Raw genomic sequence first — 15,443 nt, forward strand, 5'->3', positions numbered from 1 at the left:
GGAAAAAGATGAGAAAAGATAATAATATGATAATACAGTTGCAACGATATTATGCTTTATGGAAAGAATGTACAGCAATGTATGAGGAATGGTCAAAGGATCAGGGACTGTCTTCAAATGGAGTTTTTGTTTTGCATTCATTTTATGAAAGTAATGGAAGATGCACGCAGAAAATGATAAGTGAAAAATGGAATATACCTAAGCAAACGGTAAATACGATACTAAAAGATTTTCAGAAAAAAGGATACATCAATATGGTATCTGATGATTCAGACAAGAGAAATAAGCTGATATGCCTCACAGAATCAGGAATGGAATATACGAAAGATATCATAGAAAAACTGCACTCAAAAGAAATATATGTAATCGAAAAAATGGGATTAGAGAATATAGAAAGTCTTAATGATAATACAGAGCTGTTTATCAGACTTTTCAAGGAAGGAGATTGTAAGAAAAATGAATCATAAATCATTATTTTTTAAATATGTTATTCCATCTATTATAGCATTTGCATTATCAGGAATATATGCGATAGTGGATGGATATTTTGTAGGCAATACCATAGGAGATGCTGGACTTTCGGCTATTAATATTGTATATCCGATTGAGGCTTTGATTCAGGCTCTTGGAACAGGAATTGGTATGGGAGGAGCTGTTTATTACTCAATTAATGCAGCAGAAAAGAAAGGAAAACGGGCAGAAGAATTTATTGCTACAAGCTGGTGGCTTCTTGTAATAGTAAGTGTTATCAGTACCATAATTATTTACTCCTTTTCGTCTAAAATTTTAGGATTGCTTGGAGCAGATGGAATTATATTAACAAATGCGACAGATTATATCAAAATTATAGCACTTGGAGCAATATTGCAGATTCTTGGAACTGGAATGATGCCATTCATTAGAAATTATGGAAACTCTTTCTGGTCAATGTTTGCGATGGTTGGTGGATTCATAACCAATATTGTTCTGGATTTTATCTTTGTATGGATATATGAAATGGGCATGAAAGGTGCAGCCACAGCTACAATAGCCGGACAGGGTGTGACTGCAGCAATTGCAATCATATACGCATTATATAATAAAAAGTTTTATGTGTATGTATCCTTAAAAAATGTAAAAGAAATGTGTGGCGCTATATTCAGAGTAGGTCTTGCACCATTTGGGCTAGCATTGACTCCTAATATTTCATTGGTGTTTATAAACCGATTCTCCGCTTCTTATGGGGGAGAAAAAGCTATTGCAACTTATGCATGTGTATCCTATATTATCTGTATCATATATCTCATATTGCAGGGCGTAGGTGATGGAAGTCAACCTTTAATGAGCCGTTTTTATGGTGAGAAGGATCAAGAAAGCCTGAGAGGAGTTCAGAGAATGGCATACATTTTTGCAATAATTCTTGCTGTTTGTGGTGGAATTATCATGTATGTAAACAGAGCAAATATTGGAGGGGTTTTCGGAGCTTCTTATGAAGTAAGTATTGAGATTTCTAAAATTGTACCTATATTTTTAGTGTCATTACCATTTGTTGCGATTACCAGAATAGCGACAGCTGGATTTTATGCTACTGAAAAAAGTGGATTGTCATACATTCTTACATTCATTGAACCAGTATTGATGCTGATATTTATGCTTGTTTTACCACCTTTATTTGGTGGACAGATTATGATATGGTGGAGTACGGTATTGGCACGTGTTTTTTCAGCGATTCTGGCATTCATACTAATAAAATATTGCGAAAAGGGAGATTTGCAATATGGAATACAGAAAATTTAACAATCAGATAGTAGCAAGAATAATCTAGGTTTATCTATTGTATTTTTAAGGACAGCCTCATAGCAATAGGGCTGTCCTTTTAAAATTATGAAGCTAATTTTTAATAAATTCTAGTAGATTTTGATTGGAATAATCATAACTCTAATGAATCTTCAGCATCTACCCACATCTGTAAATTCCCATCAAGATATAACCTTGCATATTCTAATGGCTCATCGATTGCAAGCGATGTCAAAGCACAATCAGATCCAGGTGTGGTTCTTAAATTTTTTTCTGCTTCCCAACAATCAATACGGAGTATATAGCCCGTATTAGTATATACATCAATGCTGTTGCACTGTGGATTGTATTCTGCAAATATTGTTCTCATCGTATCCCATCTCCTTATCATTTAATCAATCAGTAGTAGCAAAAATTAAGAAGCATTTCAATCAGTTCACCATGTCACTTTTATTTTGTGTTATACTGTCTTATAGATTTTTCTTGCCCTTGTATTTGCCCTTATCAGAGTGCATAAACACTGATGGGACGATATAACACAAGGGAAATAATAAGGGAAAGCTCACCTGCGACAAATCCAGTGTTTTCAAGGGGTTGCGAAGAATTTAATAATAAAATATAACAGTTATTAAATTTCTTAAAACAGGTGAAATCTCAATCGGAATTTGAGGAGATAGAATAGTGAGAACATATGTGAATAAAGACGAACTTAAAAACGAGATAAATAAAAGCTTTGCAAAGTATATATCAGAATTTAATGATATTCCAGAATCCTTAAAAGATGAGAGAATTGATGAGGTTGATCGAACTCCTGCAGAAAATCTTGCTTATCAGGTTGGATGGACAGCGCTCATTCTTAAATGGGAAGCAGACGAAAGAAAGGGTATTCAGGTCAAAACTCCCTCTGATAACTTTAAGTGGAATCAGCTTGGTGAATTATATCAGTGGTTCACAGATACATATGCGCACCTGTCACTGCAAGAGTTGAAAGATATGTTGAATGAGAATATCAATTCTATTTATGCAATGATTGATTCGCTAAGTGAGGAAGAATTATTCAAACCACATATGAGAAAATGGGCTGACGAGGCAACTAAAACAGCTGTCTGGGAAGTATACAAATTCATACATGTTAACACAGTTGCTCCATTCGGAACCTTTAGAACTAAGATTAGAAAATGGAAAAAGATAGCACTATAACTTCAAGTTTGTCGAGAAGTTAAGCCGGAGCAAATCCCTTTAGGAACTAAAGGGCGCACTTCTATACTCTCTGTCGAGAGTAGTGCGTCCTGCGGAGCTTCATTCTCCGTCAGCAGAAGAAAACTGCATGACCGAGAATGTTGCGTCACTTCGTTCCGTCAAGGTGGCTACACCCCCTTGCGCCGCTAAAGCGGCTATCCCCTGTGGACTTGCCGTCCGCAAACGGTTTTGACAAACCGTTCGCCGCCAGCAAGTTTGAAAATCAAGAATCTTAATTTGATAAAGGAGTGTGATTCTATGAAAAAGAAATTACCCATAATCCTCTTGGGTGTTATTTTGGCTTGTGTGTTGGTTTTCGGTTTCCTTTATGCAAACAATGACATTGGTAAAACCGCAAACAGTTTAGAAGCAGACATTCGCCAATCTCAAAAAATTTTGGATGATTGGATTGTTGATGGAAGCATTTCCGACACAATGGCTGCATTTATTTCTTACCCACAGGACAAGACAGACCACACTTTTTCTGTCTATGTAAATCGCCCTGGCTTGTCTTTTGGATATTTCTTCCGTGGTGGTGGAGATATAGTTGAGGTTGATGATTACATTGCAGAGTTTGTTGTTGAGGGAAATAACGAAAGGGCATTTATCTCAATGAATACCCAAAATATTGTTCGACTTGAAGTAGATGATGGCAACGGCATTCAGGTGATTGATATTGATAGTGGCAAGCCTTTCGCCATTGTCCTGCCCCTCAATGTAGGAAACATCTGTTTCTATGATACGAATGGAAATGTTGTGGAATATCTTCGCCAACAACTTTGACCAACTTCAATTTACCGAACTGAACACAACAACTGAATACCGAAAAACTGACCGTTGACTGGTCGCACTATGCGAAAAGTTGACGGTCTTTTTTTATCCCCAAAATCAAAAAAGGAGGTCAATCCCAATGGCAAAACCGAAAACCCTTGAACAGCTCCGAGCCGAAAAGGAACGAGCCGAGACGCAGCTTGCACAGGAACAGCACAAACTTGAGCGTCTGGAGAACCGAAAGAAGTATCTTGAGAAAGGCGAACGCACCAAGCGCACCCACCGCCTTTGCAATCTGGGCGGCACGGTTGAGAGCCTTGCCCCGGAGATCAAAGATCTCACACGCACCGAAATGACAGAGCTGATGGAACACATCTTTTCTCTGTCCGAAGTCCAGCGAGCCGTCCGTCACATGGCGATTACCCACATCAGCCAAGCAAACAGAGAAAAGGAGTTGAAAGCCGATGGCACTATTTCATCTGAGCGTCACGCAGACTAAGCGAAGCGCAGGACAGTCCGCTATCGCTTCTGCTGCCTACCGAGCCGGGGAGCGATTGTATAGCGAGTATTACGGCGAATACAGCGACTACACCCGCAAGGGCGGCGTGATCTGCTCTGACATTCTCCTGCCGTCCCATGCACCGCCCGAATACGCAGACCGCCAGACCCTATGGAACGCCGTGGAAAAAGCCGAGCGTGGAAAGAACGCCCAGCTTGCATACAGCTTTGACATTGCCTTGCAGAATGAATTTTCCCTTGAGGAAAACATCGCTCTTGCAAGGCAATTTTTGTTGGAGAACTTTGTGAGCCGTGGCATGGTGGTTGACTTCGCCGTACACCAGCCAGACCGGGAGGACGGCGGCATACCAAACCCGCATTTTCATGTGCTTTGCCCCATCCGCCCCATCGAGCAGAACGGCAAATGGGGACTAAAGCAACGCCGGGTGTATGAGCTGGACGAGGACGGCAACCGTATCCGAGACGCAGACGGAAAGTTTGTGTTCAACGCCGTTCCCACTACCGACTGGGGCAGTCCAGAAACGCTGGAACATTGGCGGCAGACATGGGCGGAACTATGCAACGCCAAGTTTGCGGAGAAAGGGCTTGATGTTCGTATCGACCACCGAAGCTATGAGCGTCAGGGCGTGGAGCTTCTTCCCACCGTCCATGAGGGCGCAACCGTCCGGGCAATGGAGAAGAAAGGCATACGCACCGAGAAAGGCGAGTTCAACCGCTGGATCAGAGCAACCAATGCCGTTATCCGGGACATCAAGAAGAAAATCGCTCTCCTGTTTGATTGGATTGCCGAAGCGAAAGCGGAGCTTGCCAAGCCGCAGGCACCCAACCTTGTTTCTCTGCTGAACGCCTACTACACCCAGCGCAAAGCCGGGGCTTATTCCCAGAAAGGCAAAATCAGCAACCTAAAGGAGATGAACGAGACTTTCAATTATCTCCGGGCAAACGGCATTTACAACCTTGAAGATTTGGAAAGCCGTGTCAATGAACACAGCTCCACCACAGAGAGCTTGAAGAAAACGCTGGACGGGCAGACCGCACGAATGAAAGAAATCAAGCAGCTCTATGACAGCTCCGCTGCTTTCCAGAACTTGAAGCCTGTCTATGACGGCTTGCAGAAAATCAAGTTTGAGAAGCCCAGAGCCAAGTACAAGGCAGAGCATGAAGCGGAACTGATACAGTTCTACGCCGCCAGACGAAAGCTGACCGGGGAGTTCCCGGACGGCAAGGTGGATATGAAAAAGCTGTCCGACGAGTATGACGAGCTGGAACAGGCGCACGAAACCACCTATGGCGAGTTTAAGGCTGTCAGAGACGATTTACACCGCCTTTGGAAGGTCAAGTCATGCGTAGATACTGCCGCCCGATTTAACGAGCGTACAGAGGAACAAAAGCTCCAAAATCGACCCCAAACACGACAGAAAAAGGAGGAACTATCCCGATGAATTACACCCAAGCACAGATTGACCGGGCAAACGCCGTCAGTCTGGAAGATTTTCTCCGCACACAGGGAGAGACACTTATCAAAAGCGGACGGGAATACCGTTGGAAAGAACATGACAGCCTGACCGTCCGGGGAAACAAGTGGTTTCGCCACAGCCAGAGCAAGGGCGGCTATCCCATTGATTTCGTCATGGAGTTTTACGGCAAGTCCTTTCCCGAAGCTGTTCAGATGTTGACAGGCGAAAACGGCGAGGGACAGACCGAAGCCACCACAGCACCGCCCACAGCGTTCCACTTGCCCTTGCACAACCGAACAGCCGACAGAGCAATTCAATATCTTTGCGAAAGCCGAGGTCTCAACAAAACGCTTGTTGAGACTTTTCTTCTTTCCGGGGATATTTACGAGGACGCAAAGCGGCACAATGTTGTGTTTGTCGGCAGAGACCGAAGCGGTACGCCGAGATACGCCCATGTGCGAGGAACGGCAGACCCATTCAGACAGGACATTGCCGGGTCTGACAAGTCCTATCCGTTCCGCTATGAGGGAAACGGCAATCAGCTCTTTGTCTTTGAAGCACCGATAGACCTTTTGTCCTTTATCTGCCTTTACCCGCAGGACTGGAAAAATCGAAGCTATCTTGCCCTGGGCGGCGTTTCGGGCAAAGCCCTTGACCGTTTCCTTTCTGAACGCAAGGACACCCGAAAAGTGTTCCTCTGCCTTGACAGCGACACCGCAGGAAGCGATGCCTGTACCCGACTGGCACAGTCCATTCCCGGCGAGATCGCCGTCATTCGCCTTGTCCCGGCAAGGAAAGACTGGAACGTTGTTCTCCGTCAGCAAGGGGACATTCCCAGCCGCAAATTCATAGCCGAGACAATCACGCTGCGAGAGCTGCCCACCGCCCAGCCTGTCCCCATGCTCCGCATGGCAGATGTGGAGCTTACGAGCGTGGATTGGTTATGGTTTCCGTATATTCCCTTTGGAAAGCTGACCATCATACAGGGCAACCCCGGCGAGGGCAAGACCTACTTTGCCATGCGTCTTGCGGCGGCTTGCACCAACCGAAAGCCTTTGCCCGGTATGGAGACAATTGAGCCTTTCAATATCATCTACCAGACCGCAGAGGACGGTCTGGGCGATACCGTCAAGCCCCGGCTGATGGAAGCGGAAGCAGACCTTGAAAGAGTGCTTGTCATTGACGATAGGGACACACCGCTGACCCTTGCCGATGAGCGCATAGCAAGGGCAATCCGTGAGAACAACGCAAGGCTTGTTATCATTGACCCGGTACAGGCGTTTCTGGGCGCAGATGTGGACATGAACAGAGCAAACGAGGTGCGCCCGATATTCCGCAGTTTGGGAGACATTGCACAGGCTACCGGGTGCGCTATCGTGCTGATCGGACACCTGAACAAAGCCGCAGGAACGCAAAGCACCTATCGGGGATTAGGGTCTATCGACATCACGGCGGCAGTCCGCAGTCTGCTCTTTATTGGCAAGCTGAAGGACAGTCCGACAACGAGGGTGCTTATCCATGAGAAAAGCTCCCTTGCGCCGCCCGGACAGTCCCTTGCCTTTTCTCTGGGAGATGAGAAAGGTTTTGAGTGGATAGGGGCTTATGACATTACCGCTGACGAGCTTCTTGCCGGGACAGACACCGCCAAGACCGAGAGCAAGACCGCACAGGCGCAAATGCTCATTCTGGAACTGCTTGCGGACGGAAAGCGTATGCCGAGCGCAGAGTTGGAAAAGGCAGTCAATGAGCATGGGATTTCTTCACGCACCATGAGAACGGCAAAGAGCCGTATCGGGGACAGACTTGTGACCGAGAAAGACAGCACAGCATGGGTCTGCTATCTCCGAAACTGACAACAGGAACACGGCAAGCGTGGCAAAGACGGCAAGGTTTTTATAGATACCTTAATGTTGCCGCCTTGCCTTGTTCCATCATACCGACACCGCCCGATGATGAACAGTCACCGGGCATTTTTCATTTACAGGAGGATTTTGAATGAACAATACCGCAACTAACACCGCCACTTGCCCGACTGTCAGAAAGCAGATCGGCAAGACAACCTATATCGTCCGTGTCCATTTCAGCCAGACCGCAAAAGAGACGATGGAGGACAAAATCAAGCGTCTGCTCCGTGAGGAAGTCCGCAAAATGTGACTTCTTTGTGAATTTGATGAAAAAGTCCTTGACTTTTCGTCTCTGGAAAGACAGCAAAGAGTATTTTGATTTCCTGTGGTGCAAGGCTTGCACCGTTTGACATTGCAGAGCTTCGTGAGATCATGAGCTATGATGAGATGGAACTGGATATGGTAGGTGACCAGAGGACAGCACTGTTTATTATCATTTCTGATACGGATGATACCTTTAACTTTGTTGTGGCGATGATGTACAGCCAGTTATTCAACCTGTTATGTGACAGGGCAGACGATGTACACCATGGCAGATTGCCATATCACGTCAGAATCTTAGCTGACGAGTTCGCAAATATCGGCCAGATTCCAAAGTTTGACAAGCTGATCGCCACCATTCGTAGCCGTGAAATCTCTGCATCCATTATCCTCCAGTCGCAGTCCCAGTTAAAGACAATCTACAAAGATGCAGCTGAGACAATCCTAGGAAACTGCGACACGATGTTATTCCTTGGCGGTAAGGAAAGTTCGACTCTAAAGGAGATTTCCGAGACGCTGGGAAAAGAAACGATTGATTTATATAACACTTCGGACACCCGTGGACAGAGCCGTTCTTACGGGATGAACTATCAGAAAACAGGAAAGGAATTGATGAGCCGGGACGAACTTGCGGTCATGGATGGCAGCAAATGTATCTTGCAGCTTCGAGGTGTAAGACCATTTTTCAGTGACAAGTTCGATATTACCAAACACAAACGGTATAAGGAGCTGTCAGACTACGATAAGAAAAATGAGTTTGATGTGGAAGCGTATATGCGGCATCGGATGGAAGTGAAACTGACGAGGACACAGGAATTTGACCTGTATGAGTTTTCGGAAGAGAGTCTGGCAGAAGAATTAAATACAGAAAACAAGGAAGCAGAGCATGTGAAAGATTCGGACACATAGCTCTTTTTCTTTGCCCTTTTGGGAGGTGATGGATTTGAGAGATCATGAAAGGCCGCCCGTAAGGGCAGAGCCGGAAAAGACTTCTTAAAGATAGAAACCAGAGAAATACAGAGATTTGAAAGGAGACAACGAATATGGCGTTTTTTAATCAGGCAATCAATATTTTACAGACACTTGTGGTGGCAATCGGAGCCGGACTTGCAGTATGGGGTGTTATTAACCTGTTGGAAGGATATGGAAACGATAACCCAGGTGCAAAGTCCCAGGGAATCAAGCAGTTCATGGCTAATTAAAGGGAACAAAAAGAAAGGAAAAGCACAATCCAGACGGTATCAGCGGCAGTCCACAAGAATAAATTGTGATTTCACAAGATTGGTGCTATAATAAGAGAAAAGTTCCTGCCGGGGCAGCCGCCCCGGTGGTATGGATAGGAAGGCGGGAAAGCAATATGCACATCAGCTATAAACCACTCTGGCATACACTGTTAGAGCGTGATATGAGAAAAGAAGATTTAAGGCTTGCTGCTGGTATGACAACGAATATGATTGCCAACATGAGCAAAGAGGGAAAGCACATCAGCATGGATACATTAGCCCGTATCTGCGAAACGCTGAATTGTGAGATTACCGATGTGATTGAGTTAGTATCAGACGAGCCTGCTTCCACAGGAGGTAAGGAGCATGAGCGAATTGAAACCAAGAATAACGGAAAACGGAATTGATTATATCCTTGTCGGAGATTACTATATCCCAGATTTGAAGCTGCCGGAGGAACACCGCCCTATCGGAAAGTACGGACGGATGCACCGGGAGTATTTAAGAGAAGTCCACCCAGCCAAATTGAACACCTTGACCTTGACAGGGGAGTTATGGACATACCTTGCAGACCTGAACGAACAGGTACAGGAACGGTTAGACACCATCATGGAGCAGATGAAAGCTGCCGAGGGCGTGACCGAGGAATTGAAGCGTACCTGTCAAACGGAATGGGTGCAGCGTTGCAATAACATTCACAACCGGGCAGAAGAAATTGTTTTGTATGAGATGATTTATTCATAATGGTATGGTAGAATGATTATGACAAAATAGAGTTTGAAGGGGGTATGAAAATGGCAATTTCGAATATAAATGCGATTATCAATGATGATATTCATAAAGTTTGGGATATTGTTTTTGCTGTTGATAAATATAGTGCGTGGCGAAGCGATTTAAGCAAAACAGAAATCATAAATGAGAAGCAGTTTATTGAGTACACGAAAGACGGATATGCAACTACATTTTCTATTACTGCTGTTGAGCCATATAACCGCTGGGAATTTGACATGGAAAATAGCAATATGGCCGGGCATTGGACTGGTATTTTTACAGCTAAGGGAAATGAAACACAAATTGATTTTACAGAAAATGTGACACCTAAAAAGTGGTTTATGAAACCTTTTGTAAAACTCTATTTGAAGAAGCAGCAAACTCAATTTGTTCTGGACTTAAAAAAAGCATTGGAACAACAAAGTTGAAGTTGTAAAGGAGAGAATACTATGAATAGAATCAAATATGCAGAACAGTTATATGCTCTTATTTCTATGTGCTTAGGCTGTGCTTTTATCGTTTTTGGTTTGCTTAGTTTTATTGGAATATTACAGCCTACATCAGCGTCAATAGTTCAAAGTCAAAGGCACATTGGGATTGTTTTTTCTGTACTTGGTGTCGCTTTTTTAATTGCACAAGCTATTTTTACAGTTCTCGCTTCAGCAAAGAGGAAATCATATTGCGAGTTGATTTCTAACGGAATTAAAGTTAATGGGATTGTAGAAAAGGTATATATGCAAAAGTTTCTACAATATGGAAAAAAGTCCCCGTACAGAGTTCTTTACAGCTATACATACGGAGGGAAGATTTATCATCACAAAAGCCATCTTTTATGGGATAAGCCGTATATGAAAGAAACAGATTCGATTGCAGTATATATAAATGATTCAGAGAAATCGGCAATCCAATTATAGGGAGTATTTTAGTTGTATCCTCAGTTTGTCACCCTAAATTTTAACTAAATAAGCACAGCATAAACCGCTGCTACATGGAAGCCACCCCAACCATGCAACAGCGGTTTTTTGTTACCGTTTTTTCCTCTGGCTGATAGGCGTTCCCATTTTCTTTGATTTTTGGAGAATCCGAATCAGCCAGCGAAATTCTTCTTCCGATAAATTTTTGTAGTTGATACCAAGCTGCTTGCAGTAAAGTACAACGAGCTTTTCATCCCGGCTGCCCTTGAAATTTTCGACCGCTTCCAGATTTTCTTTCAGTTCATCAGCAACGGTGGTCTGGGGTGCACTCTCGCTGTCCTTTTTGTGAGCTTCCCGAATATCCCGGATAATCAGGTTGAGGTCATCCAGAACCATGTGGCTGAAATATTCATCATCGCTGATATGGGCGGCTTGCAACACTTTCAAATGGGGGTCATCTTCGCCGGGGCGATACCGTTCAATGATTTCATGCCGGACGGTATCGACAAGGGCGTTGAGGTTCTGAATCTGCATGGTGGCAATCCCATCCACATAAATCTCAATGTCCGCAAGAAACTTGATAAAATCTTTATGTGTGGCAAGCTCACAGAGCAGGCGGTTGTTAATCCGACCGCTTTTCAGAAGTGCAACCATCTCATCATTCAAATGCAGCTCTGTTAGTGGCGTGTTAATCTGCTCCCGGTTCTCTGTCCGGCACAGCAGATAATCAACGGAAACCCCATAGAAATCTGCCAGCGTGATAAGGTTGCCATGATTGATTTCCTTATAATCCTCTTTCTCATAACTGCCAAGGGCTGATTTGGAAATACCCGTCAGCTCTGATAATTCTTCCAGATTTAAGCCTTTGTCCTTGCGGAGTTCCCAAAGGCGTTCCTGTATGCTTGTTGCTCCTTTCATGGGCGCACGCTCCTTTCCGGCGGTTGCATTGCTGCCGCTTAACTGGATTATAGCACACTTTCCGCAATCGTGGAAATTTCTGATTTTTACCCCTAATTCCTACTTTGTGGACATACGGCACAGGGCACAAAAATGTTCTATGATACAGGTAGTTCATCGATGGATTATTCCAATCGAATGACCAGCCTGTGTGGGATATGCTTCCCCGGCGATGTAGCGCCATGACTTTTGGCAGGGATATGGAGGAACCCTGACCAAAACGAGCGTACCAACGGGAGCGATACGCCGCTGTGAGATTCAGGGGAGGAACGACACCGGGGAGAACTGGCGGACTGACACCGAAATGATACCGAAACACGACAATCTGATAGGGGGACAGTCTATCCTATCGCTGATACTTCGGGAGATTTTAGGCGGCTCTATGACCGTAATTTTGCCGAAAATCGCCCCGAAACCATACACGAAAACGGGAGGAAGCGCAATATGCCGAGAATGAGCAAAAAGAGGAAGCATGAGCTTTCATTTTACCTCAATGACCGGGGGCGTGTCACTTACAACGAATTATGCCGGAAATGCCAGCATGGGTGCAAGCAGAGCTTCCGGGCGGTTGTGATTGACTGCCCCCGTTATTTATCCAAACGAGCAAAGAAAAAGGAGGAACACACAGAATGAATTTTGAATTTATGACGATAGACACATCATTGCCGCCCTGTATGCCCTTTCCCAGAGCGTTGACAGGATTTCCAGTCAGCAGCACCGCAAAGGTCATGTACTGCCGGATGCTGGACGCTATGCTATCCAAAGGGCAGGAGGACGAGAACGGAATCCTGTTTGTCTGCTTCCCTGTCACAGCCATTGCCGCAGTCCTGTCCCGCAGTCCTATGACGGTCAAGCGTTCTCTGAATGAACTGGAAACCGCCGGACTTATCATGCGGGTGCGTCAGGGCGTTGGAGAACCAAACCGGATTTATGTGCTGATACCGGGAAAGGGGGACGCTGCCCTTGCCTGATACCTCAAAGCTGGAAAAGCTAAACCGGGAGCTGGAGAAAAGCGAAAAGAAACTGCGGAAAGCCATCCATGATGAAAAGGCATTGCAGCACCAGTTAAAGCAGCTTACCCGAAAGGAACGGACGCACCGGCTCTGTACTCGTGGCGGTATGCTGGAAAGTTTTCTACAAGAGCCGGAACGCCTGACAGATGATGATGTCATGCTGTTGTTGAAACTCATTTTTCACAGACAGGACACACAGGAACTGTTGAAAAAACTGCTGGAACGGGAGAAGCCGGAAACCCCTTAGTTTACTAAGGGCGCAATTATACACCACCCAGAGGTTGGTGCATTGCGTTCTCCGAAGGCTCCTCGCCGGAGGGCTGTGATTTTCCGCAGTCATGGTCTGCTCCAAATCAAACAGGGGACGCTACGCTTCCCCTGCGCTGGCTTTCGCCAGCTACCCTTTTGTGGACTTGCCATCTGGGGACACCTTGCATTGCAAGCTGTTCCCAGCCGACAAGTTTTATAAAATATACTATCTTTTCGATAGGCAATGCAGTATAATAAAGACAGCAACAAATTAGAAGTTATAAGTGGACTTTTGCGAAGTTGTATGATACTATTATTTTACAAAGATTTGAAAATTCGTGGATTATTTAACAAATTAGAAGGAGGTATTTTATATGTTTAAAAAGGCTTTTTGGGTTCCTTATGAGGATAGTACCAATTACCCAACTCTTGCAAAAACTATGGAAGCAATTTCAAAATATTGTGAAGAAAATGGCGAGTCTTATACATTTATTAACGATGACGAAGTGGAGATAAATGGAAAAAGATATGAAATATATCGGGGCTACGAAAATGGTAGTAGGGGAAATTACGGTATAAAATGCAAAGAAAAATAATTTCCAGTTTTTCATTCCCTACACATCGGGTCAACTTGCCCCGAACTTTCACAACTAAATACCCGCCGCCTACACAGTGGCACACCAAGCAGGAAATCTGAAAAGATCTCCTGCTTTTTTTCTGCCCAAGGTGGGGTGGCAAAACGCCACCCCATCAGTCAATCACAGGAAGGAGGGACACGAAATGCCCTGTCCACACAACGAAATTTCTATTGTGCAGCGCAGCCAGCGGCAGTCTGCTGTTGCCGCCGCTGCTTACCAGAGCGGCGAAAAGCTGTTCTGTGAATACGACCAGGAAGTGAAGCACTACCCGGAAAAGCGTGGTATCGTTCACAATGAAATCCTGCTCCCGGCAAATGCCCCGCCGGAGTACGCAGATCGCAATACCTTATGGAACGCCGCCGAAGCTGTGGAGAAGCAATGGAACTCCCAGCTTGCAAGGAGGTGGGTGCTTACCATCCCCAGAGAGATACCGCCTTACCAGTACGCCGCCCTTGTCCGGGAGTTCTGTAAACAGCAATTTGTTTCCAAAGGCATGATTGCTGATTTTGCCATCCATGACCCCCATCCGCCGGGACACAATCCCCACGCCCATGTCCTGCTCACTATGCGGGCAATGGACGAACATGGGAAATGGCTTCCCAAGAGCCGCAAGGTTTATGACCTTGATGAAAGCGGAGAACGGATAAAACTTCCGTCCGGCAGGTGGAAAAGCCACAAGGAGGATACGGTTGATTGGAACGACCAGAAGTATTGTGAAATCTGGCGGCATGAATGGGAGGTCATCCAGAACCGCTATCTGGAAGCCAATGACCGCCCGGAGCGTGTGGACTTGCGTTCCTATGCCAGACAGGGGCTTGATATTGTCCCCACTGTCCATGAGGGTGCTGCTGTCCGGCAGATGGAAAAGCGTGGTATCCAGACGAATATCGGCAATCTGAACCGGGAAATCAAGGCTGCCAACCGCCTGATGCAGTCCATCCGGCAGCTCATTAAAAACCTCAAAAGCTGGATTACCGAGCTGGGAGAAAAACGGAAAGAGCTGCTTGCACAAAAAGCGGCGGAGGAAGCGACACTTCTTCCCAATCTGCTGATGAAGTACATGGAGATACGAAAGGAAGAACGGAAGGACTGGACGAGGGCTGGACAGAACCGGGGGACTTCACAGGACTTAAAGGCAGTCAGCGAAGCCCTGTCCTATCTCCGGCAAAAGGGGCTTTCCACTGTGGAGGACTTAGAAGCGTTTCTGGAATCTTCCGGGAAATCAGCCGCAGATTACCGCAATCAGATGAAGCCAAAGGAAGCCCGCAGCAAAGTGATTGACGGGATTCTTGCCAGCCGGACAGACTGCAAGGAATGTAAGCCTGTCTATGAGAAGTACCAGAAGATATTTTTCAAGAAAACAAAGGAGAAATTCAAGCAGGAACACCCGGAGGTTGCCCGGTATGAGAAAGCCGCCGCCTACCTTGCCAAGCACCCGGACGATAAGGACAGCACCCAAAAGGAACTGCAACAGGAGCAGGAAAAACTTCTCAGCGAAATCGCAGAGCTGAAAGTACCGCTGACAGAGGTGCAGGAGGATTTGAAGAAGCTGCGGGATATCCGCTACTGGGTACGGAAAGCCACACCCGGCACAGAGGAAAGCAAAGAGCCGCCCAAGAAGCAGCCCATCAAGGAAGTCTTGCAGGATAAGGCAGACGAGAAAAAAGCACAAAGAACCGCCCCAGCACAGACGAAACACAGACAACAGGATATGGAACTTTAACAGGCACTTGCCATTTTCAGTCAGAGAA

Annotated in this window: 19 protein-coding genes and 2 pseudogenes; 19 read left to right on the forward strand and 2 right to left on the reverse strand. The window is 45.5% G+C overall.

Annotation, left to right across the window (positions count from 1 at the left end; translation table 11 throughout):
* The first annotated feature begins 8 nt into the window (after positions 1-8).
* Both DXB52_RS03435 and DXB52_RS03440 read left to right on the forward strand, forming a co-directional pair.
* On the forward strand, positions 9-467 hold the full coding sequence (locus DXB52_RS03435) for a MarR family transcriptional regulator (protein WP_117485166.1): 459 nt from the start codon (positions 9-11) through the stop codon (positions 465-467).
* A complete protein-coding gene (locus DXB52_RS03440; protein ID WP_117485164.1) occupies positions 457-1,776 on the forward strand; it encodes an MATE family efflux transporter in 1,320 nt (439 codons plus the stop codon). Before DXB52_RS03435 ends, DXB52_RS03440 begins: the two co-directional genes overlap by 11 nt.
* A gap of 133 nt (positions 1,777-1,909) precedes the next feature.
* On the opposite strand, the gene DXB52_RS03445 is transcribed toward DXB52_RS03440, so the two are convergent.
* The gene (locus tag DXB52_RS03445; RefSeq protein WP_009321643.1) at positions 1,910-2,167 is read right to left on the reverse strand and encodes a DUF6061 family protein; all 258 of its coding nucleotides are present in this window, start codon (positions 2,165-2,167) and stop codon (positions 1,910-1,912) included.
* A gap of 290 nt (positions 2,168-2,457) precedes the next feature.
* Here DXB52_RS03445 and DXB52_RS03450 point away from each other — a divergent pair, with 290 nt between their 5' ends.
* The 12 genes and pseudogenes from DXB52_RS03450 (at position 2,458) to DXB52_RS03505 (ending at position 10,835) form a co-directional block, all read left to right on the forward strand.
* Positions 2,458-2,976, forward strand: a complete 519-nt coding sequence (locus DXB52_RS03450) for a ClbS/DfsB family four-helix bundle protein (protein WP_117485977.1) — start codon at positions 2,458-2,460, stop codon at positions 2,974-2,976.
* Positions 2,977-3,273: 297 nt separating this feature from the next.
* On the forward strand, positions 3,274-3,798 hold the full coding sequence (locus tag DXB52_RS03455) for a hypothetical protein (RefSeq protein WP_015516227.1): 525 nt from the start codon (positions 3,274-3,276) through the stop codon (positions 3,796-3,798).
* A gap of 127 nt (positions 3,799-3,925) precedes the next feature.
* Positions 3,926-4,285: a DUF3847 domain-containing protein gene (locus tag DXB52_RS03460; RefSeq protein ID WP_118106548.1), complete on the forward strand. Its 360-nt coding sequence runs from the start codon at positions 3,926-3,928 to the stop codon at positions 4,283-4,285.
* Entirely contained in the window at positions 4,251-5,747 is a 1,497-nt protein-coding gene (gene mobQ / locus DXB52_RS03465) for a MobQ family relaxase (protein ID WP_118106549.1), read from the forward strand. The genes DXB52_RS03460 and mobQ (DXB52_RS03465) overlap by 35 nt, the downstream gene beginning before the upstream one ends.
* Complete coding sequence (locus tag DXB52_RS03470; RefSeq protein ID WP_118106550.1) at positions 5,744-7,615, forward strand: AAA family ATPase; 1,872 nt, start codon at positions 5,744-5,746, stop codon at positions 7,613-7,615. Before mobQ (DXB52_RS03465) ends, DXB52_RS03470 begins: the two co-directional genes overlap by 4 nt.
* A gap of 142 nt (positions 7,616-7,757) precedes the next feature.
* Positions 7,758-7,916 carry a transposon-encoded TnpW family protein gene (locus DXB52_RS03475; RefSeq protein ID WP_006428300.1) on the forward strand — a complete coding sequence of 53 codons (159 nt, stop codon included), beginning with the start codon at positions 7,758-7,760 and terminating at the stop codon, positions 7,914-7,916.
* Between the two features lie 41 nt (positions 7,917-7,957).
* Positions 7,958-8,836, forward strand: a pseudogene (locus DXB52_RS03480) (VirD4-like conjugal transfer protein, CD1115 family); the annotation flags it as partial.
* A gap of 134 nt (positions 8,837-8,970) precedes the next feature.
* Positions 8,971-9,123 (forward strand): annotated as a pseudogene (locus DXB52_RS03485) (Maff2 family mobile element protein); the annotation flags it as partial.
* 71 nt (positions 9,124-9,194) lie between these two features.
* Complete coding sequence (locus tag DXB52_RS03490; protein ID WP_306751100.1) at positions 9,195-9,557, forward strand: helix-turn-helix domain-containing protein; 363 nt, start codon at positions 9,195-9,197, stop codon at positions 9,555-9,557.
* Complete coding sequence (locus DXB52_RS03495) at positions 9,517-9,894, forward strand: TnpV protein (RefSeq protein WP_118106551.1); 378 nt, start codon at positions 9,517-9,519, stop codon at positions 9,892-9,894. Before DXB52_RS03490 ends, DXB52_RS03495 begins: the two co-directional genes overlap by 41 nt.
* Before the next feature lie 50 nt (positions 9,895-9,944).
* Complete coding sequence (locus tag DXB52_RS03500; protein WP_118106552.1) at positions 9,945-10,349, forward strand: SRPBCC family protein; 405 nt, start codon at positions 9,945-9,947, stop codon at positions 10,347-10,349.
* Between the two features lie 21 nt (positions 10,350-10,370).
* Entirely contained in the window at positions 10,371-10,835 is a 465-nt protein-coding gene (locus DXB52_RS03505) for a hypothetical protein (protein WP_117685618.1), read from the forward strand.
* A gap of 111 nt (positions 10,836-10,946) precedes the next feature.
* On the opposite strand, the gene DXB52_RS03510 is transcribed toward DXB52_RS03505, so the two are convergent.
* The gene (locus tag DXB52_RS03510; RefSeq protein WP_117685617.1) at positions 10,947-11,753 is read right to left on the reverse strand and encodes a helix-turn-helix domain-containing protein; all 807 of its coding nucleotides are present in this window, start codon (positions 11,751-11,753) and stop codon (positions 10,947-10,949) included.
* Positions 11,754-12,236: 483 nt separating this feature from the next.
* On the opposite strand from DXB52_RS03510, the gene DXB52_RS03520 reads away from it, so the two are divergent.
* The 5 genes from DXB52_RS03520 to mobQ (DXB52_RS03540) all read left to right on the forward strand — a co-directional run bounded on the left by DXB52_RS03520 (position 12,237) and on the right by mobQ (DXB52_RS03540) (position 15,415).
* On the forward strand, positions 12,237-12,425 hold the full coding sequence (locus DXB52_RS03520; protein ID WP_002304353.1) for a hypothetical protein: 189 nt from the start codon (positions 12,237-12,239) through the stop codon (positions 12,423-12,425).
* Positions 12,426-12,466: 41 nt separating this feature from the next.
* A complete protein-coding gene (locus DXB52_RS03525; protein ID WP_472519935.1) occupies positions 12,467-12,763 on the forward strand; it encodes a DeoR family transcriptional regulator in 297 nt (98 codons plus the stop codon).
* Complete coding sequence (locus tag DXB52_RS03530) at positions 12,756-13,052, forward strand: DUF3847 domain-containing protein (RefSeq protein WP_117685615.1); 297 nt, start codon at positions 12,756-12,758, stop codon at positions 13,050-13,052. The genes DXB52_RS03525 and DXB52_RS03530 overlap by 8 nt, the downstream gene beginning before the upstream one ends.
* Positions 13,053-13,428: 376 nt before the next feature.
* Positions 13,429-13,650 (forward strand): DUF4318 domain-containing protein, encoded by a 222-nt coding sequence (locus DXB52_RS03535; protein ID WP_006876003.1) that lies wholly within the window; start codon positions 13,429-13,431, stop codon positions 13,648-13,650.
* Between the two features lie 184 nt (positions 13,651-13,834).
* Positions 13,835-15,415 carry a MobQ family relaxase gene (mobQ, locus tag DXB52_RS03540; protein ID WP_118106553.1) on the forward strand — a complete coding sequence of 527 codons (1,581 nt, stop codon included), beginning with the start codon at positions 13,835-13,837 and terminating at the stop codon, positions 15,413-15,415.
* The last annotated feature ends 28 nt before the right edge of the window (positions 15,416-15,443 follow it).

It is taken from the genome of Ruminococcus sp. OM04-4AA (assembly GCF_003462585.1).
In the GTDB taxonomy this organism is placed as follows: Bacteria; Bacillota; Clostridia; order Lachnospirales; family Lachnospiraceae; genus Mediterraneibacter; species Mediterraneibacter faecis.

Coding starts and splice junctions, on each gene's coding strand:
- DXB52_RS03435 (WP_117485166.1), top strand. CDS start 9: ATGAGAAAAGATAATAATATGATAATACAGTTGCAACGATATTATGCT.
- DXB52_RS03440 (WP_117485164.1), top strand. CDS start 457: ATGAATCATAAATCATTATTTTTTAAATATGTTATTCCATCTATTATA.
- DXB52_RS03445 (WP_009321643.1), bottom strand. CDS start 2,167: ATGATAAGGAGATGGGATACGATGAGAACAATATTTGCAGAATACAAT.
- DXB52_RS03455 (WP_015516227.1), top strand. CDS start 3,274: ATGAAAAAGAAATTACCCATAATCCTCTTGGGTGTTATTTTGGCTTGT.
- DXB52_RS03460 (WP_118106548.1), top strand. CDS start 3,926: ATGGCAAAACCGAAAACCCTTGAACAGCTCCGAGCCGAAAAGGAACGA.
- mobQ (WP_118106549.1), top strand. CDS start 4,251: ATGGCACTATTTCATCTGAGCGTCACGCAGACTAAGCGAAGCGCAGGA.
- DXB52_RS03470 (WP_118106550.1), top strand. CDS start 5,744: ATGAATTACACCCAAGCACAGATTGACCGGGCAAACGCCGTCAGTCTG.
- DXB52_RS03475 (WP_006428300.1), top strand. CDS start 7,758: ATGAACAATACCGCAACTAACACCGCCACTTGCCCGACTGTCAGAAAG.
- DXB52_RS03495 (WP_118106551.1), top strand. CDS start 9,517: ATGAGCGAATTGAAACCAAGAATAACGGAAAACGGAATTGATTATATC.
- DXB52_RS03500 (WP_118106552.1), top strand. CDS start 9,945: ATGGCAATTTCGAATATAAATGCGATTATCAATGATGATATTCATAAA.
- DXB52_RS03505 (WP_117685618.1), top strand. CDS start 10,371: ATGAATAGAATCAAATATGCAGAACAGTTATATGCTCTTATTTCTATG.
- DXB52_RS03510 (WP_117685617.1), bottom strand. CDS start 11,753: ATGAAAGGAGCAACAAGCATACAGGAACGCCTTTGGGAACTCCGCAAG.
- DXB52_RS03520 (WP_002304353.1), top strand. CDS start 12,237: ATGCCGAGAATGAGCAAAAAGAGGAAGCATGAGCTTTCATTTTACCTC.
- DXB52_RS03525 (WP_472519935.1), top strand. CDS start 12,467: ATGCCCTTTCCCAGAGCGTTGACAGGATTTCCAGTCAGCAGCACCGCA.
- DXB52_RS03535 (WP_006876003.1), top strand. CDS start 13,429: ATGTTTAAAAAGGCTTTTTGGGTTCCTTATGAGGATAGTACCAATTAC.
- mobQ (WP_118106553.1), top strand. CDS start 13,835: ATGCCCTGTCCACACAACGAAATTTCTATTGTGCAGCGCAGCCAGCGG.